Annotated in this window: 18 protein-coding genes and 1 pseudogene; 11 read left to right on the top strand and 8 right to left on the bottom strand. The window is 70.1% G+C overall.

The features are described from left to right. Positions 1-8: 8 nt before the first annotated feature. The 3 genes from HWV07_RS08170 to HWV07_RS08180 all read right to left on the bottom strand — a co-directional run bounded on the left by HWV07_RS08170 (position 9) and on the right by HWV07_RS08180 (position 3,275). Positions 9-1,271, bottom strand: coding sequence for a YihY/virulence factor BrkB family protein (locus tag HWV07_RS08170; protein WP_178333827.1), 1,263 nt, complete (start codon positions 1,269-1,271; stop codon positions 9-11). Positions 1,272-1,292: 21 nt separating this feature from the next. Continuing rightward, positions 1,293-2,090 carry a YihY/virulence factor BrkB family protein gene (locus HWV07_RS08175; protein WP_178333828.1) on the bottom strand — a complete coding sequence of 266 codons (798 nt, stop codon included), beginning with the start codon at positions 2,088-2,090 and terminating at the stop codon, positions 1,293-1,295. A gap of 84 nt (positions 2,091-2,174) precedes the next feature. Continuing rightward, positions 2,175-3,275, bottom strand: coding sequence for a tRNA (guanine(26)-N(2))-dimethyltransferase (locus tag HWV07_RS08180; protein ID WP_178333829.1), 1,101 nt, complete (start codon positions 3,273-3,275; stop codon positions 2,175-2,177). 156 nt (positions 3,276-3,431) lie between these two features. Between HWV07_RS08180 and HWV07_RS08185 the strand changes: the two genes are divergently transcribed. Beyond that, positions 3,432-4,670, top strand: coding sequence for an aminotransferase class V-fold PLP-dependent enzyme (locus HWV07_RS08185; protein ID WP_178333830.1), 1,239 nt, complete (start codon positions 3,432-3,434; stop codon positions 4,668-4,670). A gap of 72 nt (positions 4,671-4,742) precedes the next feature. Beyond that, positions 4,743-5,582, top strand: coding sequence for a hypothetical protein (locus HWV07_RS08190; protein WP_178333831.1), 840 nt, complete (start codon positions 4,743-4,745; stop codon positions 5,580-5,582). Positions 5,583-5,606: 24 nt separating this feature from the next. Here the strand turns inward: HWV07_RS08190 and HWV07_RS08195 are convergent, their stop codons facing one another. Both HWV07_RS08195 and HWV07_RS08200 read right to left on the bottom strand, forming a co-directional pair. Then, on the bottom strand, positions 5,607-6,983 hold the full coding sequence (locus HWV07_RS08195) for a winged helix-turn-helix transcriptional regulator (protein WP_178333832.1): 1,377 nt from the start codon (positions 6,981-6,983) through the stop codon (positions 5,607-5,609). Between the two features lie 111 nt (positions 6,984-7,094). Further along, the gene (locus HWV07_RS08200) at positions 7,095-7,514 is read right to left on the bottom strand and encodes a hypothetical protein (RefSeq protein WP_178333833.1); all 420 of its coding nucleotides are present in this window, start codon (positions 7,512-7,514) and stop codon (positions 7,095-7,097) included. A 107-nt stretch (positions 7,515-7,621) separates the two neighbouring features. Here HWV07_RS08200 and sufU point away from each other — a divergent pair, with 107 nt between their 5' ends. From sufU to HWV07_RS08230, 7 genes and pseudogenes are all read left to right on the top strand, one after another. Continuing rightward, on the top strand, positions 7,622-8,038 hold the full coding sequence (sufU, locus tag HWV07_RS08205; protein ID WP_178333834.1) for a Fe-S cluster assembly sulfur transfer protein SufU: 417 nt from the start codon (positions 7,622-7,624) through the stop codon (positions 8,036-8,038). A 54-nt stretch (positions 8,039-8,092) separates the two neighbouring features. After that, positions 8,093-8,377: a DUF7130 family rubredoxin-like protein gene (locus HWV07_RS08210; RefSeq protein ID WP_178333835.1), complete on the top strand. Its 285-nt coding sequence runs from the start codon at positions 8,093-8,095 to the stop codon at positions 8,375-8,377. Between the two features lie 45 nt (positions 8,378-8,422). After that, the gene (locus tag HWV07_RS08215; protein WP_178333836.1) at positions 8,423-9,325 is read left to right on the top strand and encodes a ketopantoate reductase family protein; all 903 of its coding nucleotides are present in this window, start codon (positions 8,423-8,425) and stop codon (positions 9,323-9,325) included. Between the two features lie 205 nt (positions 9,326-9,530). After that, positions 9,531-10,430: a PAS domain S-box protein gene (locus tag HWV07_RS08220; protein WP_178333837.1), complete on the top strand. Its 900-nt coding sequence runs from the start codon at positions 9,531-9,533 to the stop codon at positions 10,428-10,430. After that, a pseudogene (locus HWV07_RS20085) lies at positions 10,427-10,867 on the top strand (bacterio-opsin activator domain-containing protein); the annotation flags it as partial. The gene HWV07_RS08220 and the pseudogene HWV07_RS20085, both read left to right, overlap by 4 nt. 22 nt (positions 10,868-10,889) lie before the next feature. Continuing rightward, the gene (locus HWV07_RS20090; protein ID WP_425487804.1) at positions 10,890-11,135 is read left to right on the top strand and encodes a helix-turn-helix domain-containing protein; all 246 of its coding nucleotides are present in this window, start codon (positions 10,890-10,892) and stop codon (positions 11,133-11,135) included. Positions 11,136-11,197: 62 nt separating this feature from the next. Then, the gene (locus HWV07_RS08230; protein ID WP_178333839.1) at positions 11,198-11,554 is read left to right on the top strand and encodes a DUF7344 domain-containing protein; all 357 of its coding nucleotides are present in this window, start codon (positions 11,198-11,200) and stop codon (positions 11,552-11,554) included. Between the two features lie 7 nt (positions 11,555-11,561). Here HWV07_RS08230 and HWV07_RS08235 read toward each other — a convergent pair whose 3' ends face one another. Together HWV07_RS08235 and HWV07_RS08240 are read right to left on the bottom strand one after the other, a co-directional pair. Beyond that, the gene (locus tag HWV07_RS08235) at positions 11,562-13,055 is read right to left on the bottom strand and encodes a sulfatase (RefSeq protein ID WP_178333840.1); all 1,494 of its coding nucleotides are present in this window, start codon (positions 13,053-13,055) and stop codon (positions 11,562-11,564) included. A 75-nt stretch (positions 13,056-13,130) separates the two neighbouring features. After that, entirely contained in the window at positions 13,131-13,499 is a 369-nt protein-coding gene (locus HWV07_RS08240) for a NifU family protein (protein WP_178333841.1), read from the bottom strand. 145 nt (positions 13,500-13,644) lie between these two features. Between HWV07_RS08240 and HWV07_RS08245 the strand changes: the two genes are divergently transcribed. Beyond that, positions 13,645-14,091: an Ig-like domain-containing protein gene (locus HWV07_RS08245; protein ID WP_178333842.1), complete on the top strand. Its 447-nt coding sequence runs from the start codon at positions 13,645-13,647 to the stop codon at positions 14,089-14,091. Here the strand turns inward: HWV07_RS08245 and HWV07_RS08250 are convergent. Next, on the bottom strand, positions 14,088-14,396 hold the full coding sequence (locus HWV07_RS08250; RefSeq protein WP_178333843.1) for a DUF5783 family protein: 309 nt from the start codon (positions 14,394-14,396) through the stop codon (positions 14,088-14,090). The two genes, HWV07_RS08245 and HWV07_RS08250, sit on opposite strands and share 4 nt — an antisense overlap. A 114-nt stretch (positions 14,397-14,510) precedes the next feature. On the opposite strand from HWV07_RS08250, the gene HWV07_RS08255 reads away from it, so the two are divergent. Beyond that, a complete protein-coding gene (locus HWV07_RS08255) occupies positions 14,511-15,002 on the top strand; it encodes a deoxyuridine 5'-triphosphate nucleotidohydrolase (protein WP_178333844.1) in 492 nt (163 codons plus the stop codon). Positions 15,003-15,212 lie beyond the last annotated feature (210 nt).

Consider the following 15,212-nt stretch of genomic DNA (forward strand, 5'->3'; position numbering starts at 1 on the left):
TTACCTTCTCATCGATCGCTGAAGCGGTCCTTCAGCCGGCCGGGGAGCCCCGCGACGGTGACCGTCGTCCCGACCAGCACCATCAGCGCGTAGAGGCCGAGCGTCGACAGCCAGATGACGAGCATCGCGAGGACCGCCCAGCCGCTGGACAGCGAGACGAAGGCGCCGAGGGTCATCGCCGTCCCGTACAGCAGGACGAGGTACGGTCCCCAGCCGGTCGCCTTCCCGCGGCGGACCCGCCGGCGGACGTACCGCTTGAGGTCGCTCTCGATCTCCTCGCGGTGGACCGTCTGGTCGTCGATCCGCTCCTCGAAGCGGTCGAGTTCGTCGTAGAGCCGTTCCAGTTCCTCGCGGAGCTCCGCGTCCGATGCGTCGTCGTCGAGTCTGTCTCCGTTCATGATTCCTTCGAGTACGGCGGTCGGTTCCGGGGTGGGCTGTTCGTCGGGTTCGGCGAGGCCGGTCTCCTCGTCGGCGCGACCGGCGACGACGGCGTTGAAGATGGCGCCGAGCAGCAACACCAGGGCGCCGAAGTAGAGGAACGTCACCAACAGCAGGACCGCCCCGAGGACGCCGTAGGCCTCGTAGTTGCCGGCGTTGGCGGCGTAGACGCGGAAACCGGTCTGCAGGAGCGCCCAGCCGAGGGCGGCGAAGACGGCGCCGGGCAGCGCCTCGCGGATCGAGACGTCGGTCCCGGGGAGGAAGTAGTACAGCGGCAGGAAGGCGACCGTGAGTCCGATGACCAGCGTCGCGACCCCGGCGACGCTGACGAGGCCGGACGTCTCGAGAGCCTCCTGGAGCCCGTAGCGGTACAGCGCCGTCCCGACGGCGACGGTCGCGACGACGGCGAGGGCGACCGCGCCCAGTGCGACGACGGCGTTGCGGAGCTGGTCGACGATCGACTCCGGCGTGGGCTCGCCGTAGACCTCCGAGAAGGCGATGTCCAGCCCGCGGAAGAGCTTCAGACCGGACCACAGCAGCACCGCGATACCGACGACCGTCGCGCCGCCGCGGCCCTCGGCGCCGGTGAGCGCGTCGCTGACGAGCGTGCCCGCCTGGTCGCCCAGCGTCGACGAGACCTCGTCGACGACCGTCCCCACGAACTCCGCGTCGCCGAAGACGGCGGCCCCGACGAGCGCGAGCAGCAGCAGCGGCAGCAGCGAGATGAAGCCGTAGTACGCCAGGCTCGCGGCGATGAAGGTGATCCGGTCCGACTGGGCGCCGTTGACGACGCCGCGGGTCACCGTCACCGCCCGGTCGAGGTACTGAGGCACGCTGTAGGATACGCCTGTGTCCTACATATAAGCCGTGGGAACCCACTCCCCGTCGGGGTCGACGCGCCCGCCGAGGACGGCGTTGAGCGTCGCCCCGAGCAGGATCGCCAGCGCCCCGACGTACAGCCAGGTGAACAGCAACAGCAGGCCGCTGGCGGCGCCGAAGAGGCGACTCCCGGAGACCGCCGCGTACGCGCCGATGAGGACGCTCGCCGCGGTCCACGTCCCCGCCGCCAGTACCGCCCCCGGCAGCACCTCCCGGACGGTGACGTCCGCCCGCGGGAACACGTAGAACATCGGGACGAAGACGGCGACGAGGGTGACCAGAAGCGCCAGCGGGGCGAGCACCGACAGGAGCCCGGCCAGTTCCCCGAAGAGGAGCACGATGCCGCCGAGCAGCGCCAGCGCCACCAGGTTCGTCGCGAACACCAGCGTCGCGTTCCAGACCGTCGTCGCGAGCGAGCGGCCCGCGCGTTCCTCGTAGATGGCCGCGAACGCTCGGTCCGAGCTGACGTACATCTTGATCGCGCTCCAGCCCAGGACGACCAGCGCCACGACCGTGCTCCGGGTCCGGACCTCGCTCGAGAACACCGCGTTCGCCAGCGTCGACCCCGCCCGGTCGCCGAAGACCGAGGATGCGACATCGACGACCCGGTCGAGGAGTTCGGCGCCGCCGAACGACGCGACGACGATGGCTCCGAGCAGTACGATGGGGACGAGCGACGTGAACGCGAAGTACGCCAGCCCGGCCGCGAGCATCGAGAGCTGCGCCCGACGGGCGACCGCGACGACCTCCTTCGCCGTCTCGACAGTGAACACCTTAGAACACCGACACCTGTGCCGTCGGCTGGCGGCTATTATAGCGTTCTTGTCGGATGGGTTCGGTTGGTTGTCCGACCGCCATCAGAGGACGGCCTCCCGGATGTCGACGACGTCCGCGTCGGTCTTGAACGTCGTCCCGCCGTAGTGGGCCCGGGAGGTCTCGAAGCCGGCCTCGCGGAGTCGCTCGAGGAACTCGTCCATCGCGATGGCCGGCTCCGTCCAGCGCTTGTAGAGCTTGTGCTGGTCGTAGTGGGTGGGCTCGTGGAGCTCGCCGGCGACCGTCGACAGCAGGTCGACGGCCTCGTCGGCGGTGCCGAACGACCCGGGGACGGACTCGGCGACCCGCTCGACGAAGTCGGCGTCGTGGTTCGGCCCGAGCCAGATCGGCCCCGCGGTCCACGTCGACTGCCCGCAGTTCGGACACTCCGGCGTCGGGTCGGCGATCAACCCGGGCTCGTGCTCGCGCCAGAGGCACTGCTGGCAGTGGTCGACGTGGCCCAGTTGTTCGATCAGCCGGTCGGCGGCCTGTGCGCCCGACTCCAGCTCCAGGTAGGTCCGCACGTAGTGGCTGGAGACGTGGCTCAGGACGGGGCGGGCGGCGACGTCGTACCGGGCCGCGGTCCGGATCATCGCGGAGAGGAGGACCCGGAGGCCCATCTCGGCGTGGAACTCGGTGTTCCGCGGGACCGTCCCGTAGCTCCGCACGCCGCTCTCGAAGTGCGCGCCGCAGAGCGGGGCGGTGTCGGTCGCGGTCACGCAGACGTACCGGTCTGCGCTCCGGAAGGCGGCGTCCGCGAACGGGATGGGCGTCCCGAACGGGTCGAGGTCGACCACGTCGTGGTGGTGCTCGTGCATGTGGGCGTTCACGTTCCGGTGGACGACCTCGCCCGCGAGGTCGTTGGTCGCGAGGTTCTCGCGGGCCAGTTCGACGGCGTCGGGGTCGACGTCGCAGCCGGTCGCGTCGTAGCCCGCGTCGGCGGCGCGGACGGCGCGGATACCGCTGGCCGTCATCGCGTCGAGGTAGGAGTCGCAGTCGTCGGCGACCGCCCGGAGAACGCCGACGGTGACGTCGCGGTTCAGCTCCTGGACCGGGTTGTAGAACACGCCCGAGCCCGACCCCTCGCTGGCGCCGTGGCGCTCCTCTGGCACCTCGACCGTCACGCCTCCCTCACTGACCTGCATACCACCCCGTTCGCCCACCCGGACCGAAAAGCCACCCGGTTGCCGTGGCCGAAGTCGGCCGAGGGCGGCCCAGAGATCGCCGGATAACCGTCTCCGGCTAGCAGCCGGCGTGTCGCGACCGAAGGAGTAACCAGCCTCCGACCCCTCTGCCCGACAATGAGCCAGCAGACCGAGCCGCTCGACGTCGAGGGGCTCCGCGAGGACTTCCCGATCCTCCAGCGGGAGTTCGACGGGACGCAGCTCGTCTACCTCGACAACGCGGCGACGACGCAGTCGCCCAGGCAGGTGGTGGAGACGATCACGGACTACTACTACGAGTACAACGCGAACGTCCACCGGGGGATCCACCAGCTGAGCCAGGAGGCCAGCGTCGCCTACGAGGACGCCCACGACCGCGTCGCCGAGTTCGTCGGCGCCGACGGCCGCGAGGAACTCGTCTTCACGAAGGGCACGACCGAGTCGATGAACCTGGTCGCCTACGCCTGGGGTCTCGAGGAACTCGGGCCCGGCGACGAGGTCGTCCTCACGGAGATGGAGCACCACTCCTCGCTGGTGACCTGGCAGCAGATCTGCAAGCGCACCGGCGCCGAGTGCAAGTACATCCCGATCACCGACGACGGCTACCTGGACATGGAGGCCGCCGAAGACATGATCACCGACGACACGGAGATGGTCTCGGCCGTCCACGTCTCGAACACGCTCGGCACCGTCAACCCGGTCTCCGATCTCGCGGACCTCGCTCACGACCACGACGCCTACATGTTCGTGGATGCGGCCCAGTCGGTGCCGAACCGTCCGGTCGACGTCAAGGAGATCGACGCCGACTTCCTCGCGTTCTCCGGGCACAAGATGTGCGGTCCGACCGGCATCGGCGCCCTCTACGGGAAGGAGCACATCCTCGAGGAGATGGAGCCGTACCTCTACGGCGGCGAGATGATCCTCAAGGTCACCTACGAGGACGCGACGTGGAACGAGCTGCCCTGGAAGTACGAGGCCGGCACGCCGCCGATCAGCCAGGGCATCGCGTTCGCCGAGGCCTGCGACTACCTCGACGAGATCGGCCTCGAGAACATCCGGCGCCACGAGGCCGAACTCGCCGAGTACGCCTACGAGCAGCTCACCCAGTACGACGACGTCGAGGTGTACGGCCCGCCGGCCGACGACCGCGGCGGCCTCGTCGCGTTCAACCTCGAGGACGTCCACGCCCACGACCTCTCGAGCATCCTCAACGACAGCGCCGTCGCCATCCGCGCCGGCGACCACTGCACGCAGCCGCTGCACGACGTCCTCGGGGCGACCGCCTCCGCGCGCGCCTCGTTCTACCTCTACAACACGAAGGACGAGGTCGACCGGCTGGTCGAGGCCGTCGACGACGCCCGCCAGCTGTTCGCCTGAGCGAACGGGCGGAACTTACCCGTTACCTGCCGCCGGGGCCACCGTCAAGGCGTTCAGGTCCCTACCGCAGGTATGGAGAACATCACGCTCGACGAGCGCGACCGAGCGGCGCTCGAGCGGCTCCGCGAGGGGAGTGCCGACGTCGACGCGCTGGCCGAGGGCGTCGGCGCCGACCGCGAGTACCTCGAGGACCGGCTGCCGGAACTCGCGGACAACGGGCTCGTCGAGCGTGAGGGCGACGCCTACGCGCTGACCGACGACGGCGAGCGGGTGATCGAGGCCACCGGCGAGATGGACGACCGCGTCGACACGCCGCCCGCCGTGGAGGGTCGCATCCTCGCGTTCGACCTGCCGCCGGACCAGGAGTCGGCGCTCCGGGGGGCCTTCGCGTTCCTGCAGTACTGGGGCGAGGCGACCGCGGGCGAGATCGTCGACGGCGTCTACAGCGAGACGCCGGCCGGCTTCGACTCCCCCACTTCGTGGTGGCGCGAGTGCGTCCGCGACCGACTCGCCGAACTTCCCGAGGTCGAACCCTCGCACTCGACCGACGAGCCCTGGCGCTACGACGGCACGCCCGGCGTCGAGGCGTCCGGCGACGGCCGGGACGTCGCCGGCGAGGTCGCGGGCGAGGCCAGCGTCAGGTTCGCGCTCGCCGAACTCGGCCTCGACGACGAGGCGCGGCTGGCGGTCCGGCGGGTCTTCGACCTCCTCGTGGAACTCGGCGAGGTGTCGTCGGCCGAGGCCATAGAGCAGGTCTACCCCGACCACGACGCGGGCTACCCGTCGCCGACCGAGTGGTGGGACGACTGCGTCCAGCCCGCCCTGGAGTCGCTGCCGGGGGTCGAACGGGTGGACGGCGACCGCGAGCGCTGGCGGTACCACGCCGTCGACGCCGAACCGACGTCGGCCTGAACGGCGAGGAGGCGCGGGCGGCGGTCAGTCCGCGCCGGCTTCCCGGCCCGCGCGTTCGGCGCCGGCGCGGCGCCGTTCGTCGGGCGCGTCGAGCAGCGACTCGACCGCGGGGTCGAGCCTGGAGACCGTTCGGCGGCCGTCCCGCTCCTGGACGACCAGTCCCTCGTCGGCGAGCCGCGAGAGGTGGTAGGAGACCGTGCTGTAGCTCTTCTCGACGCGGTCGACGACGTCGCCGACGGTGGCCCGACCCTGCTCGTGGAGCGTCTCGAGGACGGCGGCGCTGGACTCCTCCCGGAGTGCGGCCGCGAGTTGCTCGTTCTCCGCGCCGAGCGGGTAGAGCCGCCGGTTGCCCCGGAGCTTCCGGGAGACGACGACCCGCTCGCGTTCGAGTATCTTGACGTGGTGGCGGACCGTCGACAGCGGCGTATCGAGGGCCTCGGCGAGTTCGGTGAGCGTCCGCCCCGGCGACTCGCCAACCAGGTCGTGGATGCGCTCGCGCGTCTCGTGTTCGAGCGGGTCCGAGCCGTCGCGGCTGCGGTAGCGGAACAGGACGAACGCTCGCCCGGCCCAGCCGGAGGCGGCGCTCGCCGCCCCCGAGAGGGCGCCGACCCACGGTCCCGCCGCGACGGCGAACAGCGCCGTCCCGAGCGCCGGTGCGACGTCGAGCGGTGCCGCGGGGTCGAATCCGTCCGTTCCGGTGGCAGCCTCCGGTCCCGCACCGGAGCCCTCCTCGGCCGACCCGGACCCGTCGACGTCCTGGGTGGGGGTCGGGGGCGAGGCCTCGCCGTGCGCAACTGCGGTATCGTCAGCAGCGACTACGGGTGCTATCTCGGTATCGGTGGTTTCCTCGTGAGCGATCTTGCCCCGCGACCGGGGAGCGAGCCCGTCGCCGTCGAGCGGGACCCGCAACGTCCTGTCCCCGACGGTCGAGCCAGTACGAACCTCGACCTCGACCGCCGAGCCGGAGACCGTCAGGCGGGGCACCTCGAGGGCCAGCAGCGAGCGCAAGCGCGGCTGGGGCGGGTCGGCCGCCTCGTCGCTGGGACGAGTAGCATCGCCTGAACTGGTGGCCCCCTCGTCGCCACCGAGGTCGTCCTGTCCCTCGCGTCCGGGGTCCGAACGGCCGTCCGTCTCGGTCTCGACGACCGCCAGCGAACCGTTCGTCGCGTTCTCGACCGCATCGTCCGTAGCGTCGACGGTGGCCCGGACCGTCTCGCCCGTGGCGTTCGTGACGTTCCCGATGGTGTCGGTGATCGAGAGGCCGAGTCCATCGCCCTCGTCGCCGGACGAAGCGTCCGCACCGGTGGCCGAAATCGCGGCGCTCGCGGTGGTGGCGAACGGCGCCGCCGCCACGAGCAGGACGAGGCACGTCGCGACGACCGTCCGGCCGGTCCGTTCCATGTCCCTGGAGTTCCCCCTTACGGCCCGCTAGCCGATCGCCACGAAGGAGCCGTCGCCGGTGATAGCCGGCCTTATTTGAATCCGCGCTGGCTCGCGCCTGTCCCACGCCGGTCACCGCTCGGCGTCGCGGAACTCTACGTCGACGACCCGCCAGAGGACCAGGGCAGCGGCGACGAACAGCGTGGCGACGTTGGCGTAGTGGCGCCCGGGGACGGCGAAGCCGCCGCCGACGAGCGCCGCCCCGCCGACCAGGAGTTCGAGGCCGGTCCCGGGGACGAACTCGGAGCCGAGGTCCGCGACGAAGGCCACGAGCGCCGGGAGCCCCGCGAGGACAGCGAAGACGGTGACGGCCTGCGGCTGGCCGGTGCTGTAGGCGGTCGTCGCGGCCAGCAGCGACGCCAGCGCGGCGAAGAACAGGAGGATGCCGTCGTCGCTGAGTCCCGGGGCGAGCCTGTCGTCGTCCGCGTCCCCCGGTTCGGCGTCGGCGGGCGTCCCCGCTGTCGCCGCGTCGTCCCGGGACTCGTCGCTCATGCCGCAGCCTGCACGCGGGAGGGTAATCCGCCTTGCGCTCCGCGCCGTGCGGAGCGTTCCCGCGACCGGTGGGCTTTTACTCGTCATTCACCTTGTCTCCGACAACAATGGGAATGGGCTCGGACATGTACCGCCAGCAGATCCTCGATCACTACAAGAACCCCCGCAACTACGGGGAGCTCGAGGACGCGGACATCGAGCACGTCGGCGAGAACCCGATGTGCGGCGACACCATCAAGATGTTCGTGAAGCTGGCGGACGACGACGACACGATCGAACACGTCGCCTTCATCGGCGACGGCTGCGCCATCAGCCAGGCGTCGGCGAGCATGCTCTCCGAGGAGCTGCGCGGCACCTCGCTGGAGGCGGTCCGGGAGATGGACCGCGACGACATCATCGACATGCTGGGCGTCGAGCTCAGCCCGATGCGCATCAAGTGCGCCGTCCTCGCCGAGAAGGTCGCACAGGACGGCATCGCCATCTATCAGGGCGAGAAGGACGTCGACGAGACGACGACCGAGTGAGCGCCGTTCGGTCCGGGCCCCAGTTTTTTGGTTCGTGACGACGTACCACACCACATGGCCACCGAACAGCGAGAGCGGCGCGTCAGCTTCGGTGAGACCGTCTACGATTCGAACGGCGAGCGGCTCGGCCGGGTCCAGGACGTCGACGAGCGCGGCTTCTACGTGACGACCGCCGAGGGCGTCTCGACGCGGTCGCAGGCGGCGAGCAAGGCCGGCGAGAAGACGCTGCTGTGGCGCTGCGGGGAGTGCGGCGAGGTCGGCGACATCGACGACGTCCCGCAGCTGTGCCCCTCCTGCGGCGCGTCCGGAGGAAGCATCTACTACTGGCAGGAAGACTGACCCGGAAACCGGAGTCTTTCTGTCGCGGGACCCGATAGCGCGGGCATGGACGTCGTCGTCTTCGGCGCCGGGAGCCTGGGGAGCCTCGTCGGCGGCCTGCTCGCCCGCGCCCACGACGTCACCCTCGTGGGGCGGGACCCGCACGTCTCGACGGTCCGCGAGCGGGGGCTCCGCGTCGAGGGCGAAGTCGAGGCGACGGTCCACCCGGACGCCCGCCGCGAGGTCCCCGACGCCGCCGACCTCGCCGTCGTCTGCGTGAAGGCCTTCGACACCGCGGCGGCAGCCGAGGCGCTCGCGGACGTCGAACTCGACGTCTGTCTCTCGCTGCAGAACGGGATGGGCAACGAGGCGACGCTGGCTGACCGACTCGACGCGACGGTGCTGGCCGGCACCTGCACCTACGGCGCGATGCTGACCGACCCCGGCGTCGTCCACTGTACCGGCGTCGGCGAGGTCGTCCTGGGCGCTCGCGACGGCGGGCCGTCCGACGCGGCCGACCGGGTCGGCGCGGCCTTCGATGCAGCCGATATCGTCACCACCGTCGCCGGCGACATGCCCCGCCGCCTGTGGGAGAAGCTGGCGGTCAACGCCGGCATCAACGCGACGACGGCGCTCGCGGACGTCGACAACGGCGCGCTGCTGGACGGCGACGCCAACGCGACGGCGATCGCGGCGGCCAGGGAGGTCGCCAGGGTCGCGACCGCCGAGGGCGTCGATCTCGAGACGGACGAGGCCGCGGTGGCCGTCGAGCGCGTCGCCGAGGCCACGGCCGCGAACACCTCCTCGATGCGGCAGGACGTGCTGGCCGGCCGGCGGACGGAGGTCGACGCCATCAACGGCTACGTCGCCGACCGGGGCGCCGAACTCGGCGTCGCGGTCCCCGTCAACGAGACGATGGCCCGGCTGCTACGCGCCTGGGAGGCCGAGAACGTCGATTCGGAGCACTGACCGGGCGGTCGCCGAGAAGGACCCGCTGCGAAATTAATCACGAGGCGGAGCCGGTCCGCATTCGTCGGGCCGAACCTGCATTATTCGTTCCCTACGGCCGTCAGATTATTCCTCGATAAAGCGTTACGTTAGGTGCTAGCATGAGTTACTCGCCACGGGAGAGGAGGACCTCGGAACGGTACGACTACACCCGTCGACGACCGGGATGACCGCGGGCTCCGGCGGGGAGGATGGCGTCGCGGAGTCCCAGTGGTTCGACGCCATCACGCGGACGGTCGGCGACGGCATCTACCAGCTCGACGAGCGGGGTCGGTTCGTCCGGATCAACCAGGCGGTCGAGGACGTGACCGGCTACGACCGCGAGGAGCTCCTCGGCGAGAGCGCGCGGCTCGTGCTCACCGACGAGAGCTACCGGCGGACCGAACGGCGGATACGCGAACTCCTGGGATCCGAGGAGAACATCGCCAGTCAGGAGATGACCCTGGTCACCGCCGACGGCGAGGAGATACCGGTCGAGAACCGCCTGGCGGTACTGGAGTCCGACGGGGAGTTCCTCGGGTCCGCGGGCATCGTCCGCGACATCACCGAGCGGAAGCGACGGGAACGGCAGCTCCGGAGCCAGCGCGACGAACTCGAGCGGCTCGACCGCATCAACGGTATCATCCGCGACACCATCCGGACGCTGGTGAGCGCCTCGGACCGGGCGGAGATCGTCGAGGCGGTCTGTGAGCGGCTGGGGGACTCGGACGCGTACCTCGCCGCCTGGATCGGCGACCGCGACCCCTCGAACGACGGCATCGAGCCGGTGGCCCGCGCGGGCGTCGACGCGGCGGCCCTCGAAGGCCACATCGAAGGAACCGACGGTCTCGTCGACGGCGAGTCGCCGTTCCGGACCGGCGAGGTGGCCGTGTCGGACGTCGCCACGGACGACCCACTTCCCACTGCCCTCGGCGCGCCGGAAGCGCTGTCGGCCGCGGCCATCCCGCTGGGCTACGGCGACCCGTCTACAGCTCGCTGTACGTCTACACCGACCGTCCGGACGGCTTCGGGGACGGGGAGCTCGAGGTGCTCCGGGAGCTCGGCGAGACCATCGGGCTCGCGGTGAACGCCCTCGAGACGAAACGGCTGCTGTACGCCGACACCGTCACCGAACTCGAGTTCCGGTACGACGACTCCGAGCTACTGGGTGTCGCACTCACAGAGTGGCTGGGCGGTACCGTCGAGTTCGAGGCCATCGTCCCCGGCGACGACGGGGCGGTCCTCGCCTACGTCTCGGTGAGCGGCGCCGAACCCGAACGGGCGGCCGAGGCGGCCGCCGCGCACCCGGCAGTCGCGGACGCCGAGGTCGCCACCGCCGACGGCGATGCCGGCCTCCTGTTGCTGACCGTCACCGGGCGGACGCCGGCGACGGCGATGCGGGAGGCCGGCGGCCGGGTCGAGCGAGCCGTCGTCGAGGAGGGGAAGGGCCGCATCGTCGGCACGGTCGCCGCCGAGGCCGACACGCGACGCGCGGTCGAGCTGTTCCGGCGGTCGTTCCCCGACGCGACGCTGGTCGCCCAGCGGGATGTCGAGCGGCCGGTCCAGACCCCCCAGGAGTTCCGCCAGCAGGTCCTCGAATCGGCTCACCGAGAAGCAGCAGCGGGCCCTCGAGGCGGCGTTCTTCGGGGACTACTTCCAGCGTCCGCGATCCATCACCGGGACCGAACTGGCGGACTCCCTCGACGTCTCGTCCTCGACGTTCCACCAGCATCTGCAGACCGGCCTCAGGAAGGTCCTCGCTGCCGTCTTCGATTCGCCTAGGCAGGACTGAGTCACTGGTAACCACACCAATGAGGTAGACGGCTTTTGGCCCCGTATCGATACCATCCAGTAATGTCACAGGACACGAGGCAGGGGACGGTCGTCGAACCGATTCCGAGCGTCGATCCGGAATCGATGGACGCCATCTTCCAGGCGCTGGCCGACGTCAGTCGACGGGTCGCTATCGAGTACCTCACCGCATCGGAACGACCCGTCTCGCGGGACGAACTCGTCCAGCACGTCGCGACGATCGTGAACGACGGCACGTCCCCCGGTGGGACGCAGCACGACGAGATAGCGGTCCGGTTCCACCACCGTCACCTCCCGAAGCTGACGGAGGCGGGCCTCGTCGACTACGACCGGGAACGGGACGTCCTCTACGCGACGCGGACCGCCGACGCGGTCGCACGCTGCCTCGAACGGCGCTGAGTCGGCGTCACTCCAGGTAGCCGAGGTCCTGCAGCCGCTCCTTCGCGTCGTCGTCCATGTGGTCGAGCGCCTCGTCGGCGTCCGTCTCGGCGTCGCCCCACTCGCCGGCGTGGTCGGCCTCGAAGCGCTCCAGCGCCGCGAGTACCTCGTCGACGACCGGGTCGTCGCCCGTCGAGGGCGACGTCTCGCCCGGGTCCTCGTCCAGCCGGTAGGCCTCGTCGTCGATGCGCTCGTTGCGGATGTACTTCCCGTCGGGGCGGCGCGCCGCGCGCATCCGCGAGTAGAACCGCGAGTCCTCCTCGAGGGTGATGCCCGCGCCCTCGGCCTTCGTCTCCAGCTGCTGGAGTTCGACGACCGGCCGGTGGTAGTCGACGAAGGCGAACTCGCCGTCGTCGACGTCGCGACCCTCGGAGAGCAGCGACCGCCCCGGCTCGTAGGGTCGGGCGTCGACCCGGCCCGGCGCCTCGGTCGCGGCTGTGCTCTCGAGGACGGTGTCGTAGAGGTCCAGTAGTTCGACCTGCTCGTCGGCCCGTTCGGGCTCGAGGTCGGGGTGTTTGACCATGAGCGGAACGTTGACCAGCGGGTCGTAGATGGCGAACTCGTGGCCGTAGAGGCCGTGCTCGCCGTGGAGTTCGCCGTGGTCGGCGCAGACCACGACGACGGTGTCGTCCCACTGGCCGGTCTCCTTCAGGTGGTCGAAGAGGCGGCCGAGTTCCGCGTCGATGTGGCGGATCTCGGCGTCGTAGAGCCCGCGGATGTCCTCGAACTCCGACTCGTCGATGTCACGCGCGCCGGAGTTGTACTCCTTGGAGTTCTGGCAGACCTCCGTGGGGTCGACACCCGGCGCGAACTCCTCGCGGTATTCCTCGGGCGGGTAGTACGGCAGGTGGGCGTCCATCAGGTTGACGAACGCGAACCAGTCGCCGTCGGCGTTGTCGTCGGCGAAGTCGGCGACCCGGTCGATTATCTCGGGGGTCTTCGAGTCGGCGCCCTCGCCGCCCGCGAGGTGCTCGTGGACCTCGTTGCCGAGTTCGACGAGGCGGTCGGCCACCCAGCGGAACCGGCTGTCGGTGACGCGCTGCCAGAGGTCGGCGGCGACCCCCGAGAGCGCCTCGCCGGGCAGCACCTCGAAGAAGTTGTCCTGGGCCTCGAAACCGTCGGTCAGGCGGGTGTAGGGCGTGATCCAGGCGTTCGAGGAGTAGCAGGCCGTCGCGTAGCCCGCCGCCGAGACGGCCTCCGCCAGCGTCCCGACGTCGTCGGGCAGGTACGGCGCCTCCTGGGTGGCGGTGTGCTCGGCCGGGTAGAGGCCGGTGAACATCGAGGCGTGGACGGGCAGCGTCCAGGGCGCCTGCGCGACCGCCTGTTCGTAGACGCGCGCCTCCGCGGCGAACTCCTCGAGTTCGGGCGTCGTCGGCCGGTCGTAGCCGTACGGCGTCAGGTGGTCCTTCCGCACGGTGTCCATCACGACGAACAGGACGTTCCGACCGGCATCGGCTGACATACCCGTCGGTCGGAGTGAAAGAACAATAAGCGCGGTGGTCTCGGGGACGCGGCGGCGAGAAGGGGTGGCCGGCTTTCAGAACGGGGCTTCGGGGCCCTCGTCGCTCTCGGGGTCGCTGCCGGACTCCTCGCCGGGGAACGACGGGGACATCTGGCCGCCCGCCATGCCCTCGCTGCCGCCGTCCATGCCGGTGTCGGCGTGGACGGTGTCGATCTCGGGGATCTCCTGGGTCATGCGGCTCTTGATGGCCTGGATGGTCATCGGGGAGATGCCGCACCCGGAGCAGGCGCCGCCGAGCATGATGGTGACCTCGCCCGACTCGCGGTCGAGGTTCTGGATGGCGGCGCTGCCGCCGTGCATCTGGATCTGCGGGAAGTTGCGGCGCAGGAAGTTGCTGATGCGCTCGCGGAGGTCGTCGTCGGCGTCGGCGGTCTCGGTGCTCATGAACGCGCCTATGCGGTGCAGGCGTATGAAGATTTGGCTCCACGCCCGCGGTCGCCGCGTTCGGCCGGGCCTTTAAGTCGATGTGACGGGCGGTAGACGCTCGTCTGACGGGCGTTTATGGTTGTTGCCGTCTTGTCGTGATAGCATGCCAACTAGACGTAGCTTACTTGCGGCGAGCGGGCTGGCGGTCGCCAGCGCCGGCTGTCTCGGACTGGGCGGCGACGAGGAGAACGGCAACACCGGGAAGGCCGAGGCCGCGGCGAACCCCGAGGCCGTCCGGCTCCAGGAGCTCTCGGTGCAGAACAACCACGACGAGTCCCACCGGGTCCAGCTCGCCGTCGAGGCCGACGACGACGTCATCCACCTCGGCAACTACGAGCTGGAGGCCGCGGGCGGCGCCACGACCGTCGAGGGCGACTGGAACAGCGAGGCGGGGTCGTACCGCATCTACGCTCGCCTCGACGACGGCGAGATCCGCAGCACCGACGTCACCGAGGGCGTCCCCGGGGCGGCCTCCTGCGTGAAGGTGCTCGTCCGCATCGACAGCGGCGGGAGCCTCGCCATCTGGAACGGCGCCGACTGCGAGGCCTAGTCCTCGAAGGTCCGCTCCAGCTGGCGTTCGATCTCCTCGACGTAGTCCTCGAGGACGGCGTCGAACTTCTCCTCGGAGACGACGACGCCGGTCAGCCGGTCGTAGGGGTCCTCGGGGAGCTCGACGTAGAACCCCTCCTCCTCGTCGTAGAACGGCTCGGACTCGTCGAGGACCTGCTGGTCGATGCCGTGGACGAGCGTGGAGTCGTACGTCTCGTTGATGCGGTTGAAGGCGTTCTTGTACGCCTGCTGGAGCTGCGGGAAGAGGTCGACGTACTTCTGCTCGTCGAAGGTCTCGGCGTCCATGCCCGGTGGTTGCTCGTCGACCACTAAAAGGCGGTCGGACGCGCCGCGGAGGGGCCGCGACGCCGCGACGGCCGAACAGCAAGCCACTTGGTACCCGCCTCCCACCCGGCGTGCATGTTCCGAAGCGGGGCCTTCGTCGCCGACCACATCACCCCCACGACCGCCGAGCAGGTACAGCCTAACGGCGTCGACCTGACCCTCGACGCCGTCTTCGAACAGCGCGAGCCCGGACGCATCGGCCGCGAGGGCAAGGAGATCGGCGACCGCCAGCCGCGGCACGCCGACCCCACCGGCGACGAGGCGGAGACGGACGATGGAGACACCTACTACCTCCCGCCGGGCGGCTACGTCGTCCGCTACGCCGAGACCGTCGCCATCCCCGAGGAGCACGTCGGCTTCATCTACCCCCGGTCGTCGCTGCTCCGGAACTCCTGTATGCTGAACACGGCCGTCTGGGACGCCGGGTACGAGGGGAAGGGAGAGGGGCTCCTCCAGGTCCACCACGACATCGAGATCGAGCGCGGCGCCCGCATCGCCCAGATCGTCTTCGCCGACGCCGACCACGAGACCACCTACGACGGGAGCTACCAGAAAGAGAACCTCTGAAGCGAATCGAGTCGCCTTCGCCGACCCGACGGCGCCGCTCCCGCCTGCGTCGACCCCCGCAGTTATCAGGCCGGCCGCGTCCTCGTTATCAACCTTCTCCCGCGTCCCCCGGCGACCAACTTGAAAGCCCAGATATTGCCTGCCCAACGCCTATCCAGAGCTAGTCGGATACAACGACAACTCGGAGGTCGGGGCTCCGCTCTCATGTCA

It is taken from the genome of Natronomonas salina (assembly GCF_013391105.1).
In the GTDB taxonomy this organism is placed as follows: Archaea; Halobacteriota; Halobacteria; order Halobacteriales; family Haloarculaceae; genus Natronomonas; species Natronomonas salina.

Excerpts from the sequence above, each read along its gene's own strand:
- HWV07_RS08180 (WP_178333829.1), bottom strand. The coding sequence starts at position 3,275 with ATGCAGGTCAGTGAGGGAGGCGTGACGGTCGAGGTGCCAGAGGAGCGC.
- HWV07_RS08185 (WP_178333830.1), top strand. The coding sequence starts at position 3,432 with ATGAGCCAGCAGACCGAGCCGCTCGACGTCGAGGGGCTCCGCGAGGAC.
- HWV07_RS08190 (WP_178333831.1), top strand. The coding sequence starts at position 4,743 with ATGGAGAACATCACGCTCGACGAGCGCGACCGAGCGGCGCTCGAGCGG.
- HWV07_RS08195 (WP_178333832.1), bottom strand. The coding sequence starts at position 6,983 with ATGGAACGGACCGGCCGGACGGTCGTCGCGACGTGCCTCGTCCTGCTC.
- HWV07_RS08200 (WP_178333833.1), bottom strand. The coding sequence starts at position 7,514 with ATGAGCGACGAGTCCCGGGACGACGCGGCGACAGCGGGGACGCCCGCC.
- sufU (WP_178333834.1), top strand. The coding sequence starts at position 7,622 with ATGGGAATGGGCTCGGACATGTACCGCCAGCAGATCCTCGATCACTAC.
- HWV07_RS08210 (WP_178333835.1), top strand. The coding sequence starts at position 8,093 with ATGGCCACCGAACAGCGAGAGCGGCGCGTCAGCTTCGGTGAGACCGTC.
- HWV07_RS08215 (WP_178333836.1), top strand. The coding sequence starts at position 8,423 with ATGGACGTCGTCGTCTTCGGCGCCGGGAGCCTGGGGAGCCTCGTCGGC.
- HWV07_RS08220 (WP_178333837.1), top strand. The coding sequence starts at position 9,531 with ATGACCGCGGGCTCCGGCGGGGAGGATGGCGTCGCGGAGTCCCAGTGG.
- HWV07_RS20090 (WP_425487804.1), top strand. The coding sequence starts at position 10,890 with ATGTCGAGCGGCCGGTCCAGACCCCCCAGGAGTTCCGCCAGCAGGTCC.
- HWV07_RS08230 (WP_178333839.1), top strand. The coding sequence starts at position 11,198 with ATGTCACAGGACACGAGGCAGGGGACGGTCGTCGAACCGATTCCGAGC.
- HWV07_RS08235 (WP_178333840.1), bottom strand. The coding sequence starts at position 13,055 with ATGTCAGCCGATGCCGGTCGGAACGTCCTGTTCGTCGTGATGGACACC.
- HWV07_RS08240 (WP_178333841.1), bottom strand. The coding sequence starts at position 13,499 with ATGAGCACCGAGACCGCCGACGCCGACGACGACCTCCGCGAGCGCATC.
- HWV07_RS08245 (WP_178333842.1), top strand. The coding sequence starts at position 13,645 with ATGCCAACTAGACGTAGCTTACTTGCGGCGAGCGGGCTGGCGGTCGCC.
- HWV07_RS08250 (WP_178333843.1), bottom strand. The coding sequence starts at position 14,396 with ATGGACGCCGAGACCTTCGACGAGCAGAAGTACGTCGACCTCTTCCCG.
- HWV07_RS08255 (WP_178333844.1), top strand. The coding sequence starts at position 14,511 with ATGTTCCGAAGCGGGGCCTTCGTCGCCGACCACATCACCCCCACGACC.